Annotated in this window: 15 protein-coding genes and 1 tRNA gene; 6 read left to right on the forward strand and 10 right to left on the reverse strand. The window is 56.2% G+C overall.

Features of this window, described 5'->3' with window-relative positions; genetic code table 11:
* Window positions 1-78 precede the first annotated feature (78 nt).
* Window positions 79-807: a FadR/GntR family transcriptional regulator gene (locus JFL75_RS05605; RefSeq protein ID WP_215625707.1), complete on the reverse strand. Its 729-nt coding sequence runs from the start codon at window positions 805-807 to the stop codon at window positions 79-81.
* 296 nt (window positions 808-1,103) lie between these two features.
* Here JFL75_RS05605 and JFL75_RS05610 point away from each other — a divergent pair, with 296 nt between their 5' ends.
* The 4 genes from JFL75_RS05610 (at window position 1,104) to JFL75_RS05625 (ending at window position 5,116) form a co-directional block, all read left to right on the forward strand.
* Entirely contained in the window at window positions 1,104-2,306 is a 1,203-nt protein-coding gene (locus tag JFL75_RS05610) for a mandelate racemase/muconate lactonizing enzyme family protein (RefSeq protein WP_215625708.1), read from the forward strand.
* 40 nt (window positions 2,307-2,346) lie between these two features.
* Window positions 2,347-3,696: an APC family permease gene (locus tag JFL75_RS05615; protein WP_215625709.1), complete on the forward strand. Its 1,350-nt coding sequence runs from the start codon at window positions 2,347-2,349 to the stop codon at window positions 3,694-3,696.
* Window positions 3,697-3,718: 22 nt separating this feature from the next.
* Window positions 3,719-4,906 (forward strand): mandelate racemase/muconate lactonizing enzyme family protein, encoded by a 1,188-nt coding sequence (locus tag JFL75_RS05620; RefSeq protein WP_215625710.1) that lies wholly within the window; start codon window positions 3,719-3,721, stop codon window positions 4,904-4,906.
* A gap of 138 nt (window positions 4,907-5,044) precedes the next feature.
* Window positions 5,045-5,116 (forward strand) — tRNA-Glu (locus tag JFL75_RS05625).
* A gap of 93 nt (window positions 5,117-5,209) precedes the next feature.
* On the opposite strand, the gene JFL75_RS05630 is transcribed toward JFL75_RS05625, so the two are convergent.
* The 9 genes from JFL75_RS05630 to JFL75_RS05670 form a co-directional block, all read right to left on the reverse strand.
* Complete coding sequence (locus JFL75_RS05630) at window positions 5,210-6,454, reverse strand: RelA/SpoT domain-containing protein (RefSeq protein ID WP_215625711.1); 1,245 nt, start codon at window positions 6,452-6,454, stop codon at window positions 5,210-5,212.
* Window positions 6,455-6,593: 139 nt separating this feature from the next.
* Window positions 6,594-7,622 carry a flagellar filament outer layer protein FlaA gene (locus tag JFL75_RS05635; RefSeq protein ID WP_215625712.1) on the reverse strand — a complete coding sequence of 343 codons (1,029 nt, stop codon included), beginning with the start codon at window positions 7,620-7,622 and terminating at the stop codon, window positions 6,594-6,596.
* Window positions 7,623-7,720: 98 nt separating this feature from the next.
* Entirely contained in the window at window positions 7,721-8,239 is a 519-nt protein-coding gene (locus tag JFL75_RS05640) for a hypothetical protein (protein ID WP_215625713.1), read from the reverse strand.
* Window positions 8,236-9,312: an N-acetylmuramoyl-L-alanine amidase family protein gene (locus tag JFL75_RS05645; protein WP_215625714.1), complete on the reverse strand. Its 1,077-nt coding sequence runs from the start codon at window positions 9,310-9,312 to the stop codon at window positions 8,236-8,238. The genes JFL75_RS05640 and JFL75_RS05645 overlap by 4 nt, the downstream gene beginning before the upstream one ends.
* Window positions 9,313-9,321: 9 nt before the next feature.
* Window positions 9,322-10,917 carry an ATP-grasp domain-containing protein gene (locus JFL75_RS05650; RefSeq protein ID WP_223292773.1) on the reverse strand — a complete coding sequence of 532 codons (1,596 nt, stop codon included), beginning with the start codon at window positions 10,915-10,917 and terminating at the stop codon, window positions 9,322-9,324.
* The gene (locus tag JFL75_RS05655; RefSeq protein WP_215625715.1) at window positions 10,902-12,785 is read right to left on the reverse strand and encodes a methyltransferase domain-containing protein; all 1,884 of its coding nucleotides are present in this window, start codon (window positions 12,783-12,785) and stop codon (window positions 10,902-10,904) included. Before JFL75_RS05655 ends, JFL75_RS05650 begins: the two co-directional genes overlap by 16 nt.
* Window positions 12,778-13,512, reverse strand: a complete 735-nt coding sequence (locus JFL75_RS05660) for a cytidylyltransferase domain-containing protein (protein ID WP_215625716.1) — start codon at window positions 13,510-13,512, stop codon at window positions 12,778-12,780. The genes JFL75_RS05655 and JFL75_RS05660 overlap by 8 nt, the downstream gene beginning before the upstream one ends.
* Window positions 13,509-14,507, reverse strand: a complete 999-nt coding sequence (locus tag JFL75_RS05665; protein ID WP_215625717.1) for a hypothetical protein — start codon at window positions 14,505-14,507, stop codon at window positions 13,509-13,511. Before JFL75_RS05665 ends, JFL75_RS05660 begins: the two co-directional genes overlap by 4 nt.
* On the reverse strand, window positions 14,482-16,020 hold the full coding sequence (locus JFL75_RS05670; protein WP_215625718.1) for a spiro-SPASM protein: 1,539 nt from the start codon (window positions 16,018-16,020) through the stop codon (window positions 14,482-14,484). The genes JFL75_RS05665 and JFL75_RS05670 overlap by 26 nt, the downstream gene beginning before the upstream one ends.
* A gap of 617 nt (window positions 16,021-16,637) precedes the next feature.
* On the opposite strand from JFL75_RS05670, the gene xseA reads away from it, so the two are divergent.
* Together xseA and xseB are read left to right on the forward strand one after the other, a co-directional pair.
* Entirely contained in the window at window positions 16,638-17,849 is a 1,212-nt protein-coding gene (xseA, locus tag JFL75_RS05675; protein WP_215625719.1) for an exodeoxyribonuclease VII large subunit, read from the forward strand.
* The gene (gene xseB / locus JFL75_RS05680; RefSeq protein WP_215625720.1) at window positions 17,846-18,079 is read left to right on the forward strand and encodes an exodeoxyribonuclease VII small subunit; all 234 of its coding nucleotides are present in this window, start codon (window positions 17,846-17,848) and stop codon (window positions 18,077-18,079) included. Before xseA ends, xseB begins: the two co-directional genes overlap by 4 nt.

Raw genomic sequence — 18,079 nt, forward strand, 5'->3', positions numbered from 1 at the left:
GATTGTTTGTAAAGAATTTCTATTTTTCAGAAAGGTACAGCCCGCGCCGGCTATACTCGATTCCGCCTGCGCGGCGGATCACTCGTCCGGGTCCAGGTATACGGTTTTATGGTACGCCTTTTTGCAGCTTTTAAAATCCTTCGCCTTCAGAGCCTCATAGATTTTAACATGGGTATCTTCTTCGGAAGTATATCCCCCCACACTGCCTTTCTGTTTGCGGATGGAAATGATAGTAGTCAGATACTGCCGGATATAATTGCGGGTCAGGAGAAAAATATCCTCATATATTGAATTGCGGCTTATCCTGCAGATCTGGTAGTGGAACAGCAGATCCTCATCCACCAGTTTTTCCAGGTCCGCGGGGTCTGCGCTGTTCTGGCAGATTTCCTTGGCCTCCAGGTAGCGCCCGAGCTGTCTGTTAAGGTCTTCCATCTCTTCGCCGGTGGCATTGTCGATGGCCAGGCGGCAGCACTCCACTTCAATCAGCATACGCAGCGCGTAAATTTCATCATGGGGTTTGCTTTCGGCGAAAAACTCCGAAACACCGTCAAATACCCGGGCAAGCGAAAAGTCCCGTACATAAGAACCCGCTCCCACCTTGGTTTCGATGATACCCAGCACATTCAGCTTCTGCAGAGCCATACGTACCGTAAGGCGGTTTACACCGTAGATTTCCGCCAGTTCACCTTCCGAAGGAAGACGGGTGCCAACCTTCCATTGGCCCGAAGTGATGGCCTGCTTGATTCGTTCGCTCACCTGGTCCACGGCGGAGATATGGCTGATTTTCGTTTCGTTTTTATCGTTCATGTACACCGTTTTCCATAATTTTATTCAATTCACATATTTTTGCATAAACCATGATGAATTGCAACGTCAGGGCGGCCGCAGTACACGAAGCACTCTCCACAGAAGCATGGTGCCGCTGCGGAAGGGAATAACTGGTATGGCAATTTATTTGGCTGTACCCCGGATCCGCAGAAACAACACCCGAGTAATATATAAAGATTTTATTGACATGGCTTTTATCTGTGGTATCATTTTTACCTAGCGAACAGGTCGCCTAGTCGCCTTTACGCTATCTTTATGTCTTGGAGGAAAAGACCATGAAAATTACCAAAATAGACGTGTTTCAAATCAACGATCCGGCAAATCCCATCTGGAAGCCCGTGCTGTGCCGCATTTACACCGACGAAGGCCTCTACGGTGACGGCGAAGCGGCCATGGCCTACGGTATCGGCTCCACCGGCGCGTACGGTGTGGTTCAGGACCTGGCCAAGCTCATCATCGGCATGGACCCTCTGGACAATGAAGTAATCTGGACGAAACTGTACAAACAGACCTTCTGGGGCCAGAACGGCGGCAGTGTGTTTACCGCGGGCATGAGCGCCATTGACCTTGCCCTCTGGGATATCCGGGGTAAATTCTTTAATGTACCGGTTTACAGGCTCCTGGGCGGCAAACGGCAGGACAATCTGCGTACCTACGCCAGTCAGCTGCAGTTCGGCTGGCAGCCCAGAATGGAAGAGGCCCGCACCCTGGAGGATTACGTACGGTATTCCAAAAAGGCCGTGGCCGAGGGGTACGACGCCATTAAAATCGACTTCTTCACGTACAAGGAAAAGAAGGAAGAAGGCAGCTACAGCGATATAGAGCACACCACCCTCCTGCCCCCGGAACGGCTGAACACCATCGTGCAGCGTGTGGCGGCCGTTCGTGAGGCCGTTGGCCCGAACGTGGATATCATCATCGAAAACCATTCTATGCTGGACGCCCTGTCCTCGATACAGTTCGGACGGGCGGTGGAACCCTACAATATCTTCTATTACGAAGAACCCAACACACCGGATCCGTCCACGGCGCGGTACATCAGCCGCAGCCTCAATATTCCCATCGCCAGCGGCGAGCGTATTTATACCCGCTGGCAGTACGCAAAGTATTTCGAAGACGCCTCCGTCCAGGTCATCCAGCCGGATCTGGGCACCTGCGGCGGCATCACCGAGGTAAAGAAAATCGCGGATATGGCCTATACCTACGATGTGGCGGTGCAGATTCACGCCTGCGGCAGCCCCATCTCCACGGCGGCAGCGCTTCAGATCGAATGCGTGATCCCGAACTTTATCATCCACGAACACCACATCGTCAACCTGTGTGATTTCAACAAGCGGCTCTGCAAATACGACTACCAGCCCGAAAACGGCCGTTTTAAGGTGCCGGAGCTGCCCGGCCTGGGCAACGAACTGTCGGATTTCGTACTTAGCCAGCCCAAAGCTACCATTTCGGGAGACAATGTTTCCTGGAGCATGTAAAGAGAGTCTGCGGTACAGATCCGCATAATCAGGGGGATGTATGAAAGAAAAAGATGTGAATCAGAGTGAAGGCGTACTTGGTTTTACCGAGCTTTGGGCCCTGGGTATCGGGCAGGTCATCGGCGCGGGGGTCATCACCCTCATCGGGCCGGCCATTGGACTCACGGGGCACTCGGTTTGGCTGGCCTATCTGGTGGCTATCCTTCTGGGCGGCCTCACCAACCTGCCCATTATAATTTTTTCGTCGGTTACAAAATACTCCGGGGGTGATTACTCTATCATCACCATGCTGGGGGGCCAGAAAATCGGCGGTATGTACATTGTGGGTTTCTCGCTGCAGATGCTGGGAATGTCCTTATTCGCGACGGCGCTGGGGATCTACGTACACTCGATGTTCCCGATGGTAAACGGAACCATCGTGGGCATTGTGTTCCTGGTGCTGTTCTATATCATCAACATGATGGGTATCGCCAACATGGCTAACGCCCAGAAGCTCATGAGCGCCATTCTGATAGCGGCCCTGCTGATGTTTATTATCGGCGGCGCCATCAAGGCGGATTTCAGCAAGTCTTTCAGACTATTCGACGGTTCATTTTACATGGGGGGAGCATCGGGTTTCTGGTCGGCGGTAATGCTCCTGGTGTACTCCTGCCAGGGCTATAAATTCAACGTGAATTACGGAGGGCAGACCCGCAACCCCACCCGCAACATGCCCCTTTCAATGCTGGCGGTCATCCCAGTACTGATTGTGGTGTACTGCGGCGCGGCGCTCATCGCCTCCAGTGTTCTTCCCCTTGACCAGGTTGCCGGCAAGCCCCTTACCCTGGTAGCTCAGACCGTCCTGCCTAAGGCGCTGTTTTACGCCTTTATGTTCGGCGGCCCCATTATGGCGCTGCTGACTACCATGAACTCCAGCTTCGCGGCCATGGTAGGTCCTTTTACCAAGGCTTCGAAGGACGGCTGGTTCCCCGCGAAACTGGGGGCCACAAATAAACGCGGCGGAGCGTATATCATCCTGTCCATCCAGCTGGTGGTAGGACTCGTACCGGTGCTGCTGAACTTTTCCGTGGGACAGATCGTGAACAACCTAATGCTGATCACCACCATATACAATTTCCTGCTGTTTTTCTCCCTGCTGCGGATGCCGAAAAAAATGCCCGCGAAATGGAAACAGGCCACCATGCACATGCCCAACGGCGTATACTACGCCATCCTGGCCCTGGCTTTTATGGGCCAGGCCCTCATCGGCTGGAATTCCATGCGTTCGCTTACGCTGCCCCTGGCCATCTTCAACGTTGTCGCGCTGGCTATTTGTTTCGTATACGCCATCTGGCGCCATAATTCGGGCCGCACCCACGTGGATACCGAAGGCATGCTGGAACTCGAATAGTAATAAAAAAGAGGAGACAGAAATGAAAATTACAAAGATCGAAATTTTCCATCTCAACACGGCCAACAATAAAATGAACAGCCCCATCGGCTGCCGTATCCACACCGATACCGGCCTGTACGGAGACGGCGAGGCCGGTATGGCCTACGGTACCGGCGGCTCGGCGGCCTTCGGCATGGTGTGTGATCTGGCGGAAAAAATCGTCGGTATGGATCCGCTGAACACGGAAGCTATCTGGGAAAAGATGTACAAGAGCACCTTCTGGGGCCAGAACGGCGGGCCGGTGATCTTCTCCGGTATCGCGGCTATCGATGTGGCCCTATGGGACATCAAGGGCAAGCACTTTGATGTGCCCTGCTATGTACTTCTGGGGGGAAAGGTGCGGGACAAGCTGCGCTGTTACGCAAGCCAGCTCCAGTTCGGCTGGGGAAAACAGGGAGAGCCGCAGCTGTGGGCCGTTACTCCGGAGGATTACGCCAGCAATTCCCGGCTTGCCGTGGCGGAAGGCTATGACGCCATAAAAATCGATTTTTTTGACCGGGACGAAGCGGGCAAACCCCTTTCATCCCTGGAACAAACCGGCCTGCTTTCACCCAGGAAAATGCGTATGGTGGAAGCCCGCATCCGCGCCGTACGGGAAGCAGTGGGGCCCGATGTGGATATCATCATGGAGAACCACTCCTACACCGACGCGCTGAGCGCCGTGCAGGTCGGCAGACTGGCGGAAAAATACGATATATGGGCCTTTGAGGAACCCAACACCCCCACGGTGAAAACTTCCGAGTATATTGCCAAAAACCTGAAGATCCCCCTGGCAAACGGCGAACGGCTCTTTACCCGATGGCAGTACGCTCCGTTCTTTGAGCAGAACCTCATCCAGCTGGCCCAGCCGGACATCGGCAACTGCGGCGGAATCACCGAGGTGAAAAAAATCTGCGATCTGGCATATATCTACGATGTGGCCGTACAGGTCCACGTGGCGGGCAGCCCTCTGGCAACCAATGTGGCTTTGCATGTGGAAACGGCTATCCCCAATTTTACTATCCACGAACACCATGTGGCAAACCGCATGGATACTTCCGAAGGGCTGACAAAATACAACCTGCAGCCCGAAAACGGGTACTTCACCGTGCCGGAACTGCCGGGGATCGGCAACGAGTTCCTGCAGGAAGCCATCAAGGCGGCCTATCAGTATAAAGTTGTTGATTAGACGGAAATACCCGCGCTCACCAATGCCCCCGGTTCTATGGAACCGGGGGCATTTTCTTTCCGGCATTGCCCGTAAAAATACCTATGTTCTTGACATTACCGTAACATTTCTGTATAGTCACCAATACCTAGATTACGCGTCTCCTTCGTCTAGGGGTTAGGACATCGGGTTTTCATCCCGACAACAGGGGTTCGAATCCCCTAGGAGATGCCGCTACAGGGTAAGGAATCATCCTTACCCTTTTTTTTGCCCGAAAGGATTCTCCATCGTTCTGGCGCGGGTATTTCCGTCTTTTTTCTTTCGTTACATCTTCAGCTTTTCAAGAACCATGGCCCGGAATTTCTTAATGGATTCCGAATCGGGCTCGAGAACCAGAGCGGCTTCCGCGTCCGCCAGGGCCCCTGGGTAATCCTCGATATGGAAGTACGCCTGTCCGCGTCGGTAGAGCGAGAATGGCTGGTAGGGATTTATCCTGAGGGATTCGGTAAAGTCGTTGATGGCTTCGGAATAATCCTGAAGTACCGAACGGACGACCCCCCGGTAGTACAGAACCTTATACGATTTGGGGTCCAGGCTGAAGGATTGGGAAAAATCATCGATCGCTTCTTCGTATTTGGACTGGGCAAAATTAGCCATACCCCGGTGTTTGTATATCAGGGATTTGATTGTATTGTCGGGATCGGCGTCGAGTATTCTGGTGTAATAGCCGATGGCTTCGTCAAACTGGTTCTTATTATGCGCGTACAGGGCGTTGAGCAGAAGATCATCTATTGATTCCCCGCCGGAGGGCGTGGCATACGGCAGCGGGGCCTCCGCCTGTTCTGGTTTGCCGGGAGTTTCCTGTGCTGAAAAAAGAAGGCCGTCGGTGGAATCCTCGATTTTCTTGAAAAAGGAATCCCGCCGCTTCCCAAGCTGGCTGTTTAACTGGCGCTGGTAATCCCTGATTTCCTGGAAGATTATATCCGCCAGGGAGAGGCTCGCGTTTACCGCCGCAAGCTTACGCTTCATGGGTTCGTCGAAGGGGGTAAATTCAGCTTTGTACACGAGCTCATGCTCAACTTCCGCCCAGGCATCCTGCAGGATGGTCCGGATCTGCACTTCCGCGACCTCGCTGTCACAGCCGCCCCGTTCCTCAAGAATATCCCCGGGGATTTTTATCAGAAGGTGGGTTGATTCATACCCGAATTCCTTGAAGGTATGGTTAGACCCCTTCCGTTCAACCTCGATTACTTCCAGGGTCCGTTTTATGGTCTGTTCCGCGGCGGAAAGATCCTCTATGAACGGGCAGACGATTCTGACAGCGATCAGGTCCGTGATCAGCGGCGGTTCTCCGTTCTTGCCGTTTTCCTTTAAAATCCGCAGATACTTCCGGAAATAACTTTCAAAATTTTTAGTCCTGCTTTTTATGGTGGGATGGGTCGGAAAACTCTGGAAGATTTCCTCCAGACGGATCTGGAGATCCCTGGTTATTAAGGACCGGACTTCGGAGTACCGCTCGTATTTTTTTTTCAGCTCATTTCGGTCGGGCAGCGGGTTGTTTTTTTGCATGTATAAACTCTGGTATCAATTGGTATACTCAGTGTACATCAAACTGCATAAAGGGACAACAAAAAAACTGCCTAAAGAACCGAAGTTCCTTAGGCAGCCGTTATTTAATATTCCGGATTAAAGATAATCCATCAGGCTTTTACTGCTGTTCGTTGGTGGTCGCAGTCGGAGTAAAGGAGTTTTCCGTGGCCTGTTTCTGTGACTCGAGATAGCGGAGCACCTGATTCTGGCCGAAGCGGCTCATTTCCCAGGCTTTCTTCGCATTTTCCCGGTCCCTGATAATATTCCACAGGGATTCGTCGTCAATGTCGCGGTCGGTTTCGAGAACGGCCTTATCGTAGATAACCTTTACATCCTTGAAATAGGTGATAAAGTCGCCGCCTTCATTGGCCGCGTCCCGCTGTACCAGGAATCCGCCGAATTTAATGAAAGGAGTCGATTTGGGGTAAAGCGGGTACAGGCGGAGTTCCCTGTTCCGTACATGGACGACATAGGAAGGATTATCCCAGCGGAGTTCGCCCCAGCCGTCGTAGTTGAGGTAACCCATGTTTACATACTGTTCGTTGCCCTGGGAATCAACCAGGATCACCGCCAGTGAATGGGGGAAGTTAAGGCCATAGGCGTTGACCGCCACGGATTTTATGGTTCCCACGTTCTTGATAACGCCGAATCCGTCCTCAAACCGGGTTGAGCCGGTATTGGTGAATTCACCCGACTCGGGTTCCTGGATATTGCCTTCATCATCGATTTCAGCCGAAGCTTCAAACGCAGGAATATCAAAGGGCGGTTTGATGATTGCCCATGAATGGAAGGGTTCTACCGGGAAATGAACCCGGACACCCATAACGGTTCCGAACTGCTTGGAGGGAGCCTCTACTGTATAACTCCGAATCTGGTTGTCAACGGTGCGGCTTGACGAAGCAAGCACCACTTCCCAGTTGGGTATAGCAAGAGAGGTCTTCATCACCGATTTCTGTTCGGTGGTGAAGCTGCCGCCGGCCACGTTGGCGTAATCCATCATGGTCGCACGGTTTTGAGTAGGTGCGTCGTCCTGATTGGGAATGATGTCAGCTACCAGTTTCGAGAAGTCAATAAGAATGGCTTCATCAGCAAACAACGATCCCGCTGCAAACAACGCGATGGCGACAAGAATGAAAATCCGTTTCATTCACAGCTCCTTTCTATTTACGTGTTGAACATATAAAACTCGACAATAAAAAGTATACGAGATACATTCCATTTGTCAACGCTTTTAGGTCTATTTCCTTACTCATTAAGCGATAAAGCTCTGAATTTTTCGGGAAAAGCTTCATTTCCCGCAATAAAAAGCCGTACATCCCGGACATAAGAGAAATTTCTTCTTATACCCATATTGAATACATATAAATTATGATACAAATCCCCTCCCCCTTCAAGGGGCGGCAGGGCCGCCTGTTCGGAAAGGTCCGCGTACACCACTCCGTCCCTGAAAAGCAGGGATTCCAGGGTTGTGTCCTTGGCGATAAGGGGCGCGGAATCCAGAGAAATCGGCCCCAGGAGGGTTTCCTCGGCGTAACGCCGGATATCCGTTTCCTTTGAACCGGTACGGGGAATCATCCGGTCCTCCACCGTGATAACGGAATCCTTGATGGTGTAAAAAACAAAGGTCCGCCGGTCGGAACCTATATAGAGAAATTCACAGAACGCAAAAAGCCCCAGGACACAGAGGTACAGGAGCCTCCGTACGGGTTTCCGGATGATCTGGGATCCAAGGGTTTTGAAAAACAATGTCACGGAATTGCTCATTGAATCTGGGTAAATCCTCCGGACTGCTCGAACATGGTAACGAAATCGACAATACCGTTATATATTGCTTCGGAGAGTTTCTTCAAGTAGGCCCCGTCAGCCATAAGTTTGGCGTCCTCGGGATTCGTGACAAACCCCAGTTCAATGAGCACCGACGGCATTCTGGCGTTCCTGACCACGAACCACTCCTCCGCCTTGATTCCCCGGGACGGACTCTGGCTGCCGATACTCTGGTCGAAACGGTTCATTATGAACTGCGCCATCATGATACTTTCGGTGGTGTATTCCTCTTCCAGCATGTCATTGAGAATCGAAAGCACCTCCGCGGCGTCGGTGTATTTATCCTTGTCGATAACGGTCCGGCGGTATTCCGGGGAAAGGTACCACACTTCATAGCCCCGGGCGTTTTTGTTGAAGGACGCGTTGGCGTGGACCGAAACGAACACAATAGCCTCGTTGTCCTTGAGCGGAACAGAATGGGCGATGGAAACCCGGTCTTCCAGGGTCGGATAGGTATCCCCCTCCCGGGTCAGGAGGACCCGTTTGTCGGGATACGCGGCGGCGAGCCGGCTATGGAGATCCTTCGATACCGACAGGGTAATATCCTTTTCCTGGAGACGGAGCTGTTTTCCGTTTATGGTATGGGTGCCGATGGCGCCGCTGTCCTTCCCGCCGTGGCCGGGGTCAACGATAATCGCGGCGATCCGGTACCGGTCACGGTCGTCCCGGGCCGCGGTGTCCAGGACCGCTTTGAGGGACGCGACAAAGGCTTCGGGAAAATACAAAAGGCCTTTCTCCACATACGGGGACGGAAGCGTCAGGACATCCCGGCCGTCAACCAGAACCAGGGCTTCCGATCCCCGGGGACCGGTCTCAAAGGCCGCCCGGTGGTTTCCCGCTTCAATAACGCCGGCCTGGAAAAAAGGATTCCACCGGAGGGCGGCGCCGAGGCTCTTCAGGGCGTCATCCAGCGGCATGGAGGAGGGTTGCTGGGCGTGGAGCACCGCGCCGGGCGTGAGCAGAAGAATGAAGAATACAGTATGCAGGGTGCGATGAAAATCCCGGCGGTCCATATCCCGTTCCTACGCCTCCCGGTTCCGGATAAGGGAATCCACCGTATACGCGGCTCCCTGGTATCCGCCCCGGACCAGGGCTGCCCAAAAACGCCTCCCCAGGACCGGGGAGCCATTTTCAGAACCGCCGCCGGCAAAGGGCAGCGGCAGTCCGGTTATTTTCCGTACGGCCTCGATGGATTCCGGAACCGACCGGCCGGTATAATCGGTTATCTCCGGGCGGTACAGTCCGGGAAAGGGAATAATAAAAATCTGCGGACTCCCCTTCCCGGCCGGTAGAAAATCCGGATCGGGAATACGGGCCAGAAGGGACCGCTGTTCCGGGGAAAGGGTAAATGCGTCGGGTGGGAACTGCCCCGCCGGCGGATTTTCGGATTTTTCGGAAAGGAAGGCGTCGGTATCCTGGTCCGGAGCTGCCAGGCGGAGCAGTATTGACCGGGCCGCCCGGTCCGCCGCGGCCGCCGCTGCAGTCCGGGTTTCCGCGGCTGCAATAACGTTGCCCGCCTTTTCCACGTTATTCTCGGGAAAAACCATCCAGGAACCCGGTTCCGCCCTGAGGAAAACATCCCGTATTCCCGGGATGGCCGCCGCTTCTTCGGCCCCGTGAATGGAACGGACCGTGCCGGGAATCGAGATAAACGCCCGTTCCGCGCTGGTCCAGCGCCGTACGGGCGCGGTTTCCGAGGGAGCCCTGCCCAGGGCAATCTCAATGGCCCCCCGCACGGGATTTACCCCGGAAGAATAGGGATAGGTCCACCCCGACATATATCCCCCGGAAAGCCGGGCGGCGATTTCGCCGATCATGGGCCCCGAGGGCGTCAGCTTAATATCCCCCTTGGCCGCTCCGTTCCGGATACCCAGGGCAGCGATTCCCAGCTTAAATGTATCCAATAGCGCAGCAGCGGCTTCGGGTTCCAAAACCGCGGGCATGGTATGGCCCATTTCAATAAAATAGGGGGGGAAAAAAATATGCCGGTCCGCGAGGCCGCAGATAGTCACGTCGCCGCCGAAAACCAGGGCATCCACCGAATATTCCGGACCTTCCATGTAAGATTCCACAATAGCGGAACCGCTCCGGGAAAAAGCCAGGGCGTCTTCCGCCGCGGGAATCAGCTCGCCGGCGCCGCTGACTTTTCGGCAGCCCCGGGAGCCCATATTATCCACGGGCTTGACCACCGCGGGATACGGAAAGGGAAGTTCATAGGCAGCCCCGGGAACCGCGTCCAGGGTTATGAAGGCCGGGGACGGCACCCCGGCGCTGCGGAAGCATTGCCGCATGCGGGATTTATCCGACGCGTTCAGGGCGGTTTCATAGGGAATTCCCGGAAGTCCCAGGCGCTCCGCGACCCAAGCCACGGTGGCTGAAAAATCGGTACCCGCGGTCAGAACCCCGGAAAGCCCGGCGGATTTTTTTTCGGACAGGGCAAATTCGGCGATGGCTTCTTTGTCCTTGAGGTCGATGCATTCAAAACGGTCCGCCAGACCGGCGCAGGGAGCCCGGGGATTCCCGTCGATTACCACCGTTTCCAGCTCCATATCCCGGGCGGTCCGTATGGCGGGCCCCTGCATTATTCCCGCGCCGAGTATCATTATCCGTTCAGCCATGTTTTGCTCCGTTCCCCGGTTTCCTTCACGCCATAAAACTCATAGGTGTCTCCCAGCCTGAACCGCCGGCTCAGACCGCCGAGAAACCAGTAAACCGCTCCCTGCCCCGGCCGGAGTCTCGGCCCGATCACCGGGAACCTTTCAGGATGATGGCCGGTGGTAACGATTTTTTCAAGGCTGAAGCCCTGTTTTTTCAGTATATTTCCGGTTTTTTCCGGTTCCCAGATGGTCCAGTGGTCCTCGGGACTCCGGCGGAGAAATTCCTCCGGTTTTGTACGGCCGCTGATACCGGAAAATGAGGGAGTCGAACAGGCCAGGATTCCGCCGGGTTTGAGAAGCCGGGAAATTTCATGGAGAATGAATCCCGGATCGGTAAAATGCTCAATCACATACCAGAGGCTCACCACATCAAAGCCGTCACCGATTTCAAAATCAGGAAGCCGGAATTCCGGAAAAAAACCCCGGTACGCTGCTATAGTAAGTTTTTCCCGCACATACCGGACCGCTGATTCCGAAGGATCGATGCCCACACAGGAGAACCCTTCGGACCGGGCGGCTTCCAGGAAGGGGCCATAGGCGCAGCCGATATCCAGGAGCCGCGGGGGACCGCCTGAATCATCCGGGGTATTGCTCCGGGACGCCAGGGCCCGTATCCGGGAAATCCGTTTTTTTCCCGCTTCCACAAGATTGGGAAAATCCTCCAGGTAGGTTTTGCCGTACTGCCTGCGGTAATCCTCAAAAAAATAATCCTCGCCGTAGTGTATGGACGAAGGATACGCCCGGAGCATGTATACCATGCCGCATTCGGCGCAGCGCCGGTAGGTCCGGTGGGAAAACCGCCCTATATTTCCGTGGGCACGGGTCCGCTCATCACCGCAGGCAGGGCATTTTTCGGGAACCGAAAGGTTCAGTTTTCCGATAAACGAGCCCAGGGTCTGGACCGGGTCACCGGCGATTCCGTGGCGGGCGGCGCATTCACTGCAGATGGTACGGATTTTTTTTACGAATCCGGAGACCGATTCATATCCCGAGGTACACTGTTTCCTGAGATTTTTGAGTCCCCGTGTGCCGGTTCCCAGGGAAAAAAAACCCGCGGACCGGGCAAGTTTTTCGTGGTATTCCGTTGGAGAAATAAGCAGCACCGGCACTTTGGCGCGGAGCACCTCAAAGGCGGTAAGTCCGTAATGGGTTATGACCAGATCGTAGCCCGCCAGGGTTTCCCTGAGGGCCGGGACCGGCCCCCTGACCCGGATGCCCGATCCGCCCCGGGCCGGATCGGGGGGCCCTTCCCCGGAATGCCGGGGAAGGATCAGATCCACCAAAGTGCCGGGGATACGGCTGGCGCTTTCCGCGGCGGACATTCCCAGGGACGCGGAATCCTCCAGGCCGAAACTGACCAGTATGCGCAGCCGGCCGTCGGGACTGACCGTATCAAAGGAAGGCCGCCGGTTCTGGGGAAGGGGCAGCAGTTCCGGCAGGGTCCAGTTCGCCGGGGACGTTCCGGGCAGGGCCGGAAGCAGGTCAAGGAGGAAATCAAAATCATCCCGGCTGGGGCCGCCTTCATCGATGCCGAGCACCGGCCCCAGGGATGACCAGTATACAAATTCCTGCCGGTCCGTTCTGAACCGGTCAAGGACAATTAAATCCCAGGGAATCAAGCCGGGATCATCCTCCGCGGAAAACCGTATTCCGGGATCTACCGGAACCGCGGAGCCGCTCCCGGTTTCCGGCGTCCGGGGAATAAAAAGGTAGGATTCAAATCCCAGTTCCCGCAGTTCTTCCGTCAAAGAAACGGAACGGACTATATGGCCTCCGCCGCGGCCTTTTTCGAATGCCGGTACCACCAAGACCAGCCCGCGCTCATTCATTGATCGGCTCCATTTTTTTACATGCATCGACGGAGGGACCGCCGCAGGATTCCCGGTACGCCGCGATGATGCTGCTGCCCCGGAACCGGGCTTTCCCGGATTCTCCGTAGAGCCCGGTAAGCGCCCCATCAAGAACCGCTGCCTGTTCATAATCCGCCAGGGTATCCACGGTAAGCCGTATTCCGGGGCTGTTCCACCGGGCCGGGGCCGGGGGACGGTATACCGAAAACAGCTCGGGATGGTTGTACAGGTAGGGACAGACGTGTTCCCGTTCGCCGGGCAGATCCGCCTCACGCTCCGCCCTGAGGAGCGCCTCGGAGGAAACCGATTCAACTCCGGCGCCGTAGGGCAGCTCCAGGTACCCGCCGTAGTGGGCGCCCCGGGCAAGGGCTTCCCGGTGGATCTCCGCAGCGGCGTCCGCAAAAACAAAGGGATTATCCCCGGTGGCCCGGATTATCCGGTCCGGGGAAAAACGGCGGATCACGTCGCAGAACCGGCTGAGGACATCTTCCTTTGATCCGGCGACTATCTCGAATTCCGCGTCCTCGGCTAACAGGAGAAAATCGCCGGCGCTGTCCTCGGGGCACGCCAGAACCCGGACATCCGCGGGCACTTCCCTGAGGGCCGCCATGACCGCGGAAATCAGGGGGCGCCTTCCCAGAGGCAGGAGGGATTTCCCCGGGAGCCGTGAGGAGTCGATCCGGGCCTGGACAACAACGGCGGTCACGGCTCGGGATGCTCCCAGTTTTCCGTTAACGCCTTTGCGTCCGCCGCGAACCGGTACCGGTTCGTTTCAACCCACTTCCGTGCTTCTGAAAAATCATCCCAGGCGATAAAGGGACCGTCACCGGATTTCAGCACGTACCCGGGGTAGCGCCGCAGGGGCAGATGGGCGCTGTCGCCCCGGAAAACCGGGGCCAGGTTTTTCAGGTAAAACCGTTTGTAGCTTTCATCGGCGGTGCTGTCCTGGGGCGGCGCGTCCCCGTCATAGGAAACCCGGATAAGCTGGGTCGACGCGATGGATTCGCCCCAGAGATGGGCCCGGAAGCCGAAATCCATGAGCTGCCAGTACGTACTGGACAGGGTCGCATCGAAGCCCCCAAGCCGCACGAACCGTTCCCGGTCATAGATGCCGACCCCGTCAAAGGGATACAGCGTCGGGCTGCCTTCCCGGGACGGCGCGTACGGAAGCGCTTTTACGCTTCCCTGGTACAGCCCCGGGGAAACCAGGGTCGGCAGGGTTTCAAAATTTGAATTCTGGATAACCGGAACCGTACAGAGCCGTTTGTAGGGACTTTTTACCTGGGATTCCTTTCCGGCTTCCTCCGGGGAAACCAGGAGACGTTCGGCTATTTTTCCGGCGCTGCCGCCGTGGAGGATACGGATATCGTTCCACAGGACAAAAAAGAGCGGACTGGACAGTTCCGACGCGGCCAGATTTATCTGTTCTCCCAGGCTGATGGCCTGTTTAAGAAGGATAAACCGGACAAAGGGAAAACGGCCGGAGAGTTCCTCCAGATCGTACCGGTCCTGGGTTCCTTCGATTGATATAATAAAATCGAAACCGGTTTTTTCGAATTCCTGAAACAGAGTCCGCCGGGGATACCGCCCGCCGCGGTTGAGCAGAACCGCGGAAAGCCCCGAGGAAGCGCCCCGCTGGGTTCCGCCCACGGCGGTATAGGACGGCAGGGTATCGTTAAAAATTGTAGGTATAGTATTCATCACAGTCCGCGCAAATTCCGGGATATTTTTTTGAATAATGGGCTCCGTAGAGCTCATCTCCTTTTTTCCATATATCATCGATTGAATCGGTAAATAGATTCCCCAGAATACAGGTTCCTTCCAGATCCTCCCGGCAGACCCGGACAGTACCGTCTATGAGGACCGGCAAGTCCCGCATCAGGTGCCAGCAGGGAAACCGGTGCAGCGGGGATAAGTCCGAAGCCTGAAGATCCGGCAGGTACCCCGAGAAGGAATCGTATTTCTGAATAATGACCTGGGCTCCCGCTTCTTTCCAGGAACGGTAGAAAGCTTCGGTATCATCCTCGGAACCTTTGGTCCGTACCGCCTGCACATAGGTGTCACCGGGGAAAAGGCCGAGAACAGCTTTGGCGCAGCCGGCGGCTTCGGCATAACCGTCGCCCCGGACCTCGCGGTACCGTCCGGGATCGTGGGCATCCAGCGAAAGGATCCAGGAAACCGGCGCCATCCGGTTTTTCCGGGGTTTTGCCGCGGCCGCGGCTCCGGCAATGGCTTCCAGATCATCCGGACTCCAGCCGAGCCCCGAGGTTTCGATGATAAGGGAAAGCTCCGGACGGTCCAGAACGGCCTTGATAAGGGGGATCTTTTCCGGGTGGAGGGAGAGTTCCCCCCAGAGAGAAAGATCGATTACTCCGTCCCCGGAATATCCGGCGATGGAATCCAGGATGGACTCGAATTGGCCGAGGTCCATAAAATCGGCGCGTTCCGTTATGGGTGTTCCCCGGACCGATCCGAACTTTGGATAAGGGCACAGGGAACACGCCTGCGGACACGGTCCTGATACCTGGATGGGGAAAAAAGCCGGCAGAGTCCTGAGCAGTTCCGGATTGCCGGTGATCACTTCCGCGGCGCCGGCGGCGCCGGAAAGGCCCGCGCCGGCAAGCCTGGTTAACAGGAGGAGGTTCCGTCTGGAATCCGCCGCCAGGGTCAGGCGGCAGCCCCGGAGGTCAACCGGGGAAATTTCCGTTTCAATATCAAAGGCATTGATATCCTTCTGGATCACCGAAAAAAGCGCGTCCCGTTCCACCGGTCCGTCGCTGTCCCCGGTAATCTTCGCCAGGATCGCCGCGGTTCCCGGGGAAAGGATTTCCGGCGCGAACCCGTAGGGCCATCCGTCACCGTAGGAATATTCAGCGCCGTACCGTATATGCCGTTCCGCCATGGCACCGGCCAGGTCTCTGTCCAGGAAGGGGCAGTCCGCCCACGCAAAGTAGGTAAGGTCAAACCCGGCGGCAAGCTCACCCAGGCATTCCAGGAGGCGTTTTTTTGTCCAGTCTCCGGCGCGGATAACCTGGATGTTTCCGGAAATTCCCGGATACTCCCGGCCGTCGGCTCCCAAAAGCACGGTTTTGGTAACCCCGGGAAAAGCCGAAACCCCTTCCAGCGCCCGGGCCAGGGCGTGTCTGCCTGAGAAAACGGTCTCGAAGGCCTCATCCGAAAGCCGGCCTCCGTACAAAACGGCGATCGCATTCATACCTTCAATGTATCGGCAATTTCTTTGGCCCTCAATAGGGAGGGGGAGCACCGAGTATTCCAAGCCAGGAATCATCCGTGTTTAACCAGTGCCGCGGGGCCTGTCGGATATACCATTGCGGCCCGGATGATTCCTGGCTTAACCTGCTCGGTGCTGCCCCGGCCGGGGGGCTGCTCCCCCTGCGGACGGGCTTCCTCACCCGCTGTGCCGATCCCGCGGTGCGGTCTCACAGAGCCCGCACCGTTACAATTTTCCAACGGGTTCGGCGATCCCGTCCTACCCCCACTCCGGGTTTCCGGGTTATTGTTGAGTCCGGATCTGTCATCCATTCATACCTACCGTTAGGTATATTTTTTCCGCAAACATAATTCCATGTCACCGCCTATACTCCGCTCCAACCAAGCCCCTGACCACAGTATATCCGCATTATTTTACAGAAGGCAAAGAAGCATGGGTGTTTGATGGTAACGCGGGGTGTCCGGGTACCGGGGATATGAGCGACTTTCGAGGCCGCAGGCCGCTGAGGAGCCATATCCCCGGTACCCGGACAGGACCCCGAAACCAATCCCACCCATGCTTCTTTGCTTTTTTTAATAATGCAGATATACTGAATTCCCATGGAGCAGCAGAAACTGACCGTTTCGGAACTTACCGAACTGATACGCCTGAGCCTGGAGGGAAATTTCTCATCCCTTTCGGTGGAAGGGGAATTATCCAACTGCAGGCCCTCCAGCACCGGACACCTTTACTTCACCCTTAAGGATTCGGGGGCGGCTATTTCCGGAGTAATGTTCAAAAACCGCCTGCGGTATCTCGGATTCGAGCCCAAGGATGGTATGCTCCTGCGGGTAAAGGGCAGTCTGTCGGTGTATGCCCAGCGGGGAACCTACCAGATAGTATGCGAGGAAATGGAACAGGCAGGCACCGGGGAACTCCTGGTGATGCTGGAAAAACGCAAGCAGATGCTCGCCGCTGAAGGCCTCTTTGATGAAGACCGGAAACGCCCGATTCCCCGGTATCCCGGTACCGTCGGAGTCGTGAGCTCACCCACGGGCGCCGCGGTCCGGGATATTCTGAATGTCCTCGGCCGGAGGGCGGCGGGGCTCCGGATTGTGGTTCTCCCCGCCCCGGTCCAGGGGAACGATGCCGCCCCGATTATAACGCGGCGCATTGAACAGGCCAACGAATGGAAACTGGCTGATGTGCTCATCGTCGGACGCGGCGGCGGTTCTCTGGAAGACCTGCTTCCGTTCTCCGAGGAATCGGTGGTCCGGGCCGTGGCGGCTTCGGAAATTCCCGTAATAAGCGCCGTAGGCCACGAAATAGACTGGACCCTCTCGGATTTCGCCGCGGACCTCCGGGCCCCTACCCCGTCGGCGGCGGCGGAGCTGGTCAGCGAAAGCCGGCGGGAAACCCTGGACCAGGTCCGCGCCCTGGGAGAAACCCTGTATGAAACCCTCGAAGCCAGGCTTGACCGGGCCCGGCTCCTGCTCAAGCCCTTTTCCGCTGAGGACCTGGAATACCGGTTCCGGTCGATACTGCAGCCCCGGCTCGTCCGGTTCGATGACGCCAAGGAGGATCTGCTCCGGGCCCTTTCGGAGCGGATCGGGGAAATCCGGCGGCGCCTGGAGCTGGCCCGGACCAGCCTTGAAGCGGGAAGCCCCCTGTCCGTCCTGGAGCGCGGTTTTTCCGTGGTTATTAATGAAACAAACGGCAAACTCCTCCGGAGCGGCGGAGACGCGAAACCCGGGGATCGGCTCAAAATCCGGCCCCTGGAAGGAATTGTATATGCACAGACCGAGGCCTCCGGGCCGGAGGAGAATTCATGAAAAATTTTGAAGAACGCCTGGAAAAACTTGAAGCCCTGGGAGAAGCCATACGGCAGCCCGATATTCCCCTGGATGATGCCCTCAAGGCCTTTGAGGAAGGCATCAAGCTCGCCCAGTCCCTGGAAAAGGATCTTGAAAAAGTTGAAAGCCGCATAGAGCTCCTCATGAACGGCCCCGAGGCGGCTCCCCCGGCGCGGCCTGAACTGGATCTGTTCGACCAGGAGGACTGA

The organism is Breznakiella homolactica (assembly GCF_016616095.2).
Taxonomy (GTDB): Bacteria; Spirochaetota; Spirochaetia; order Treponematales; family Breznakiellaceae; genus Breznakiella; species Breznakiella homolactica.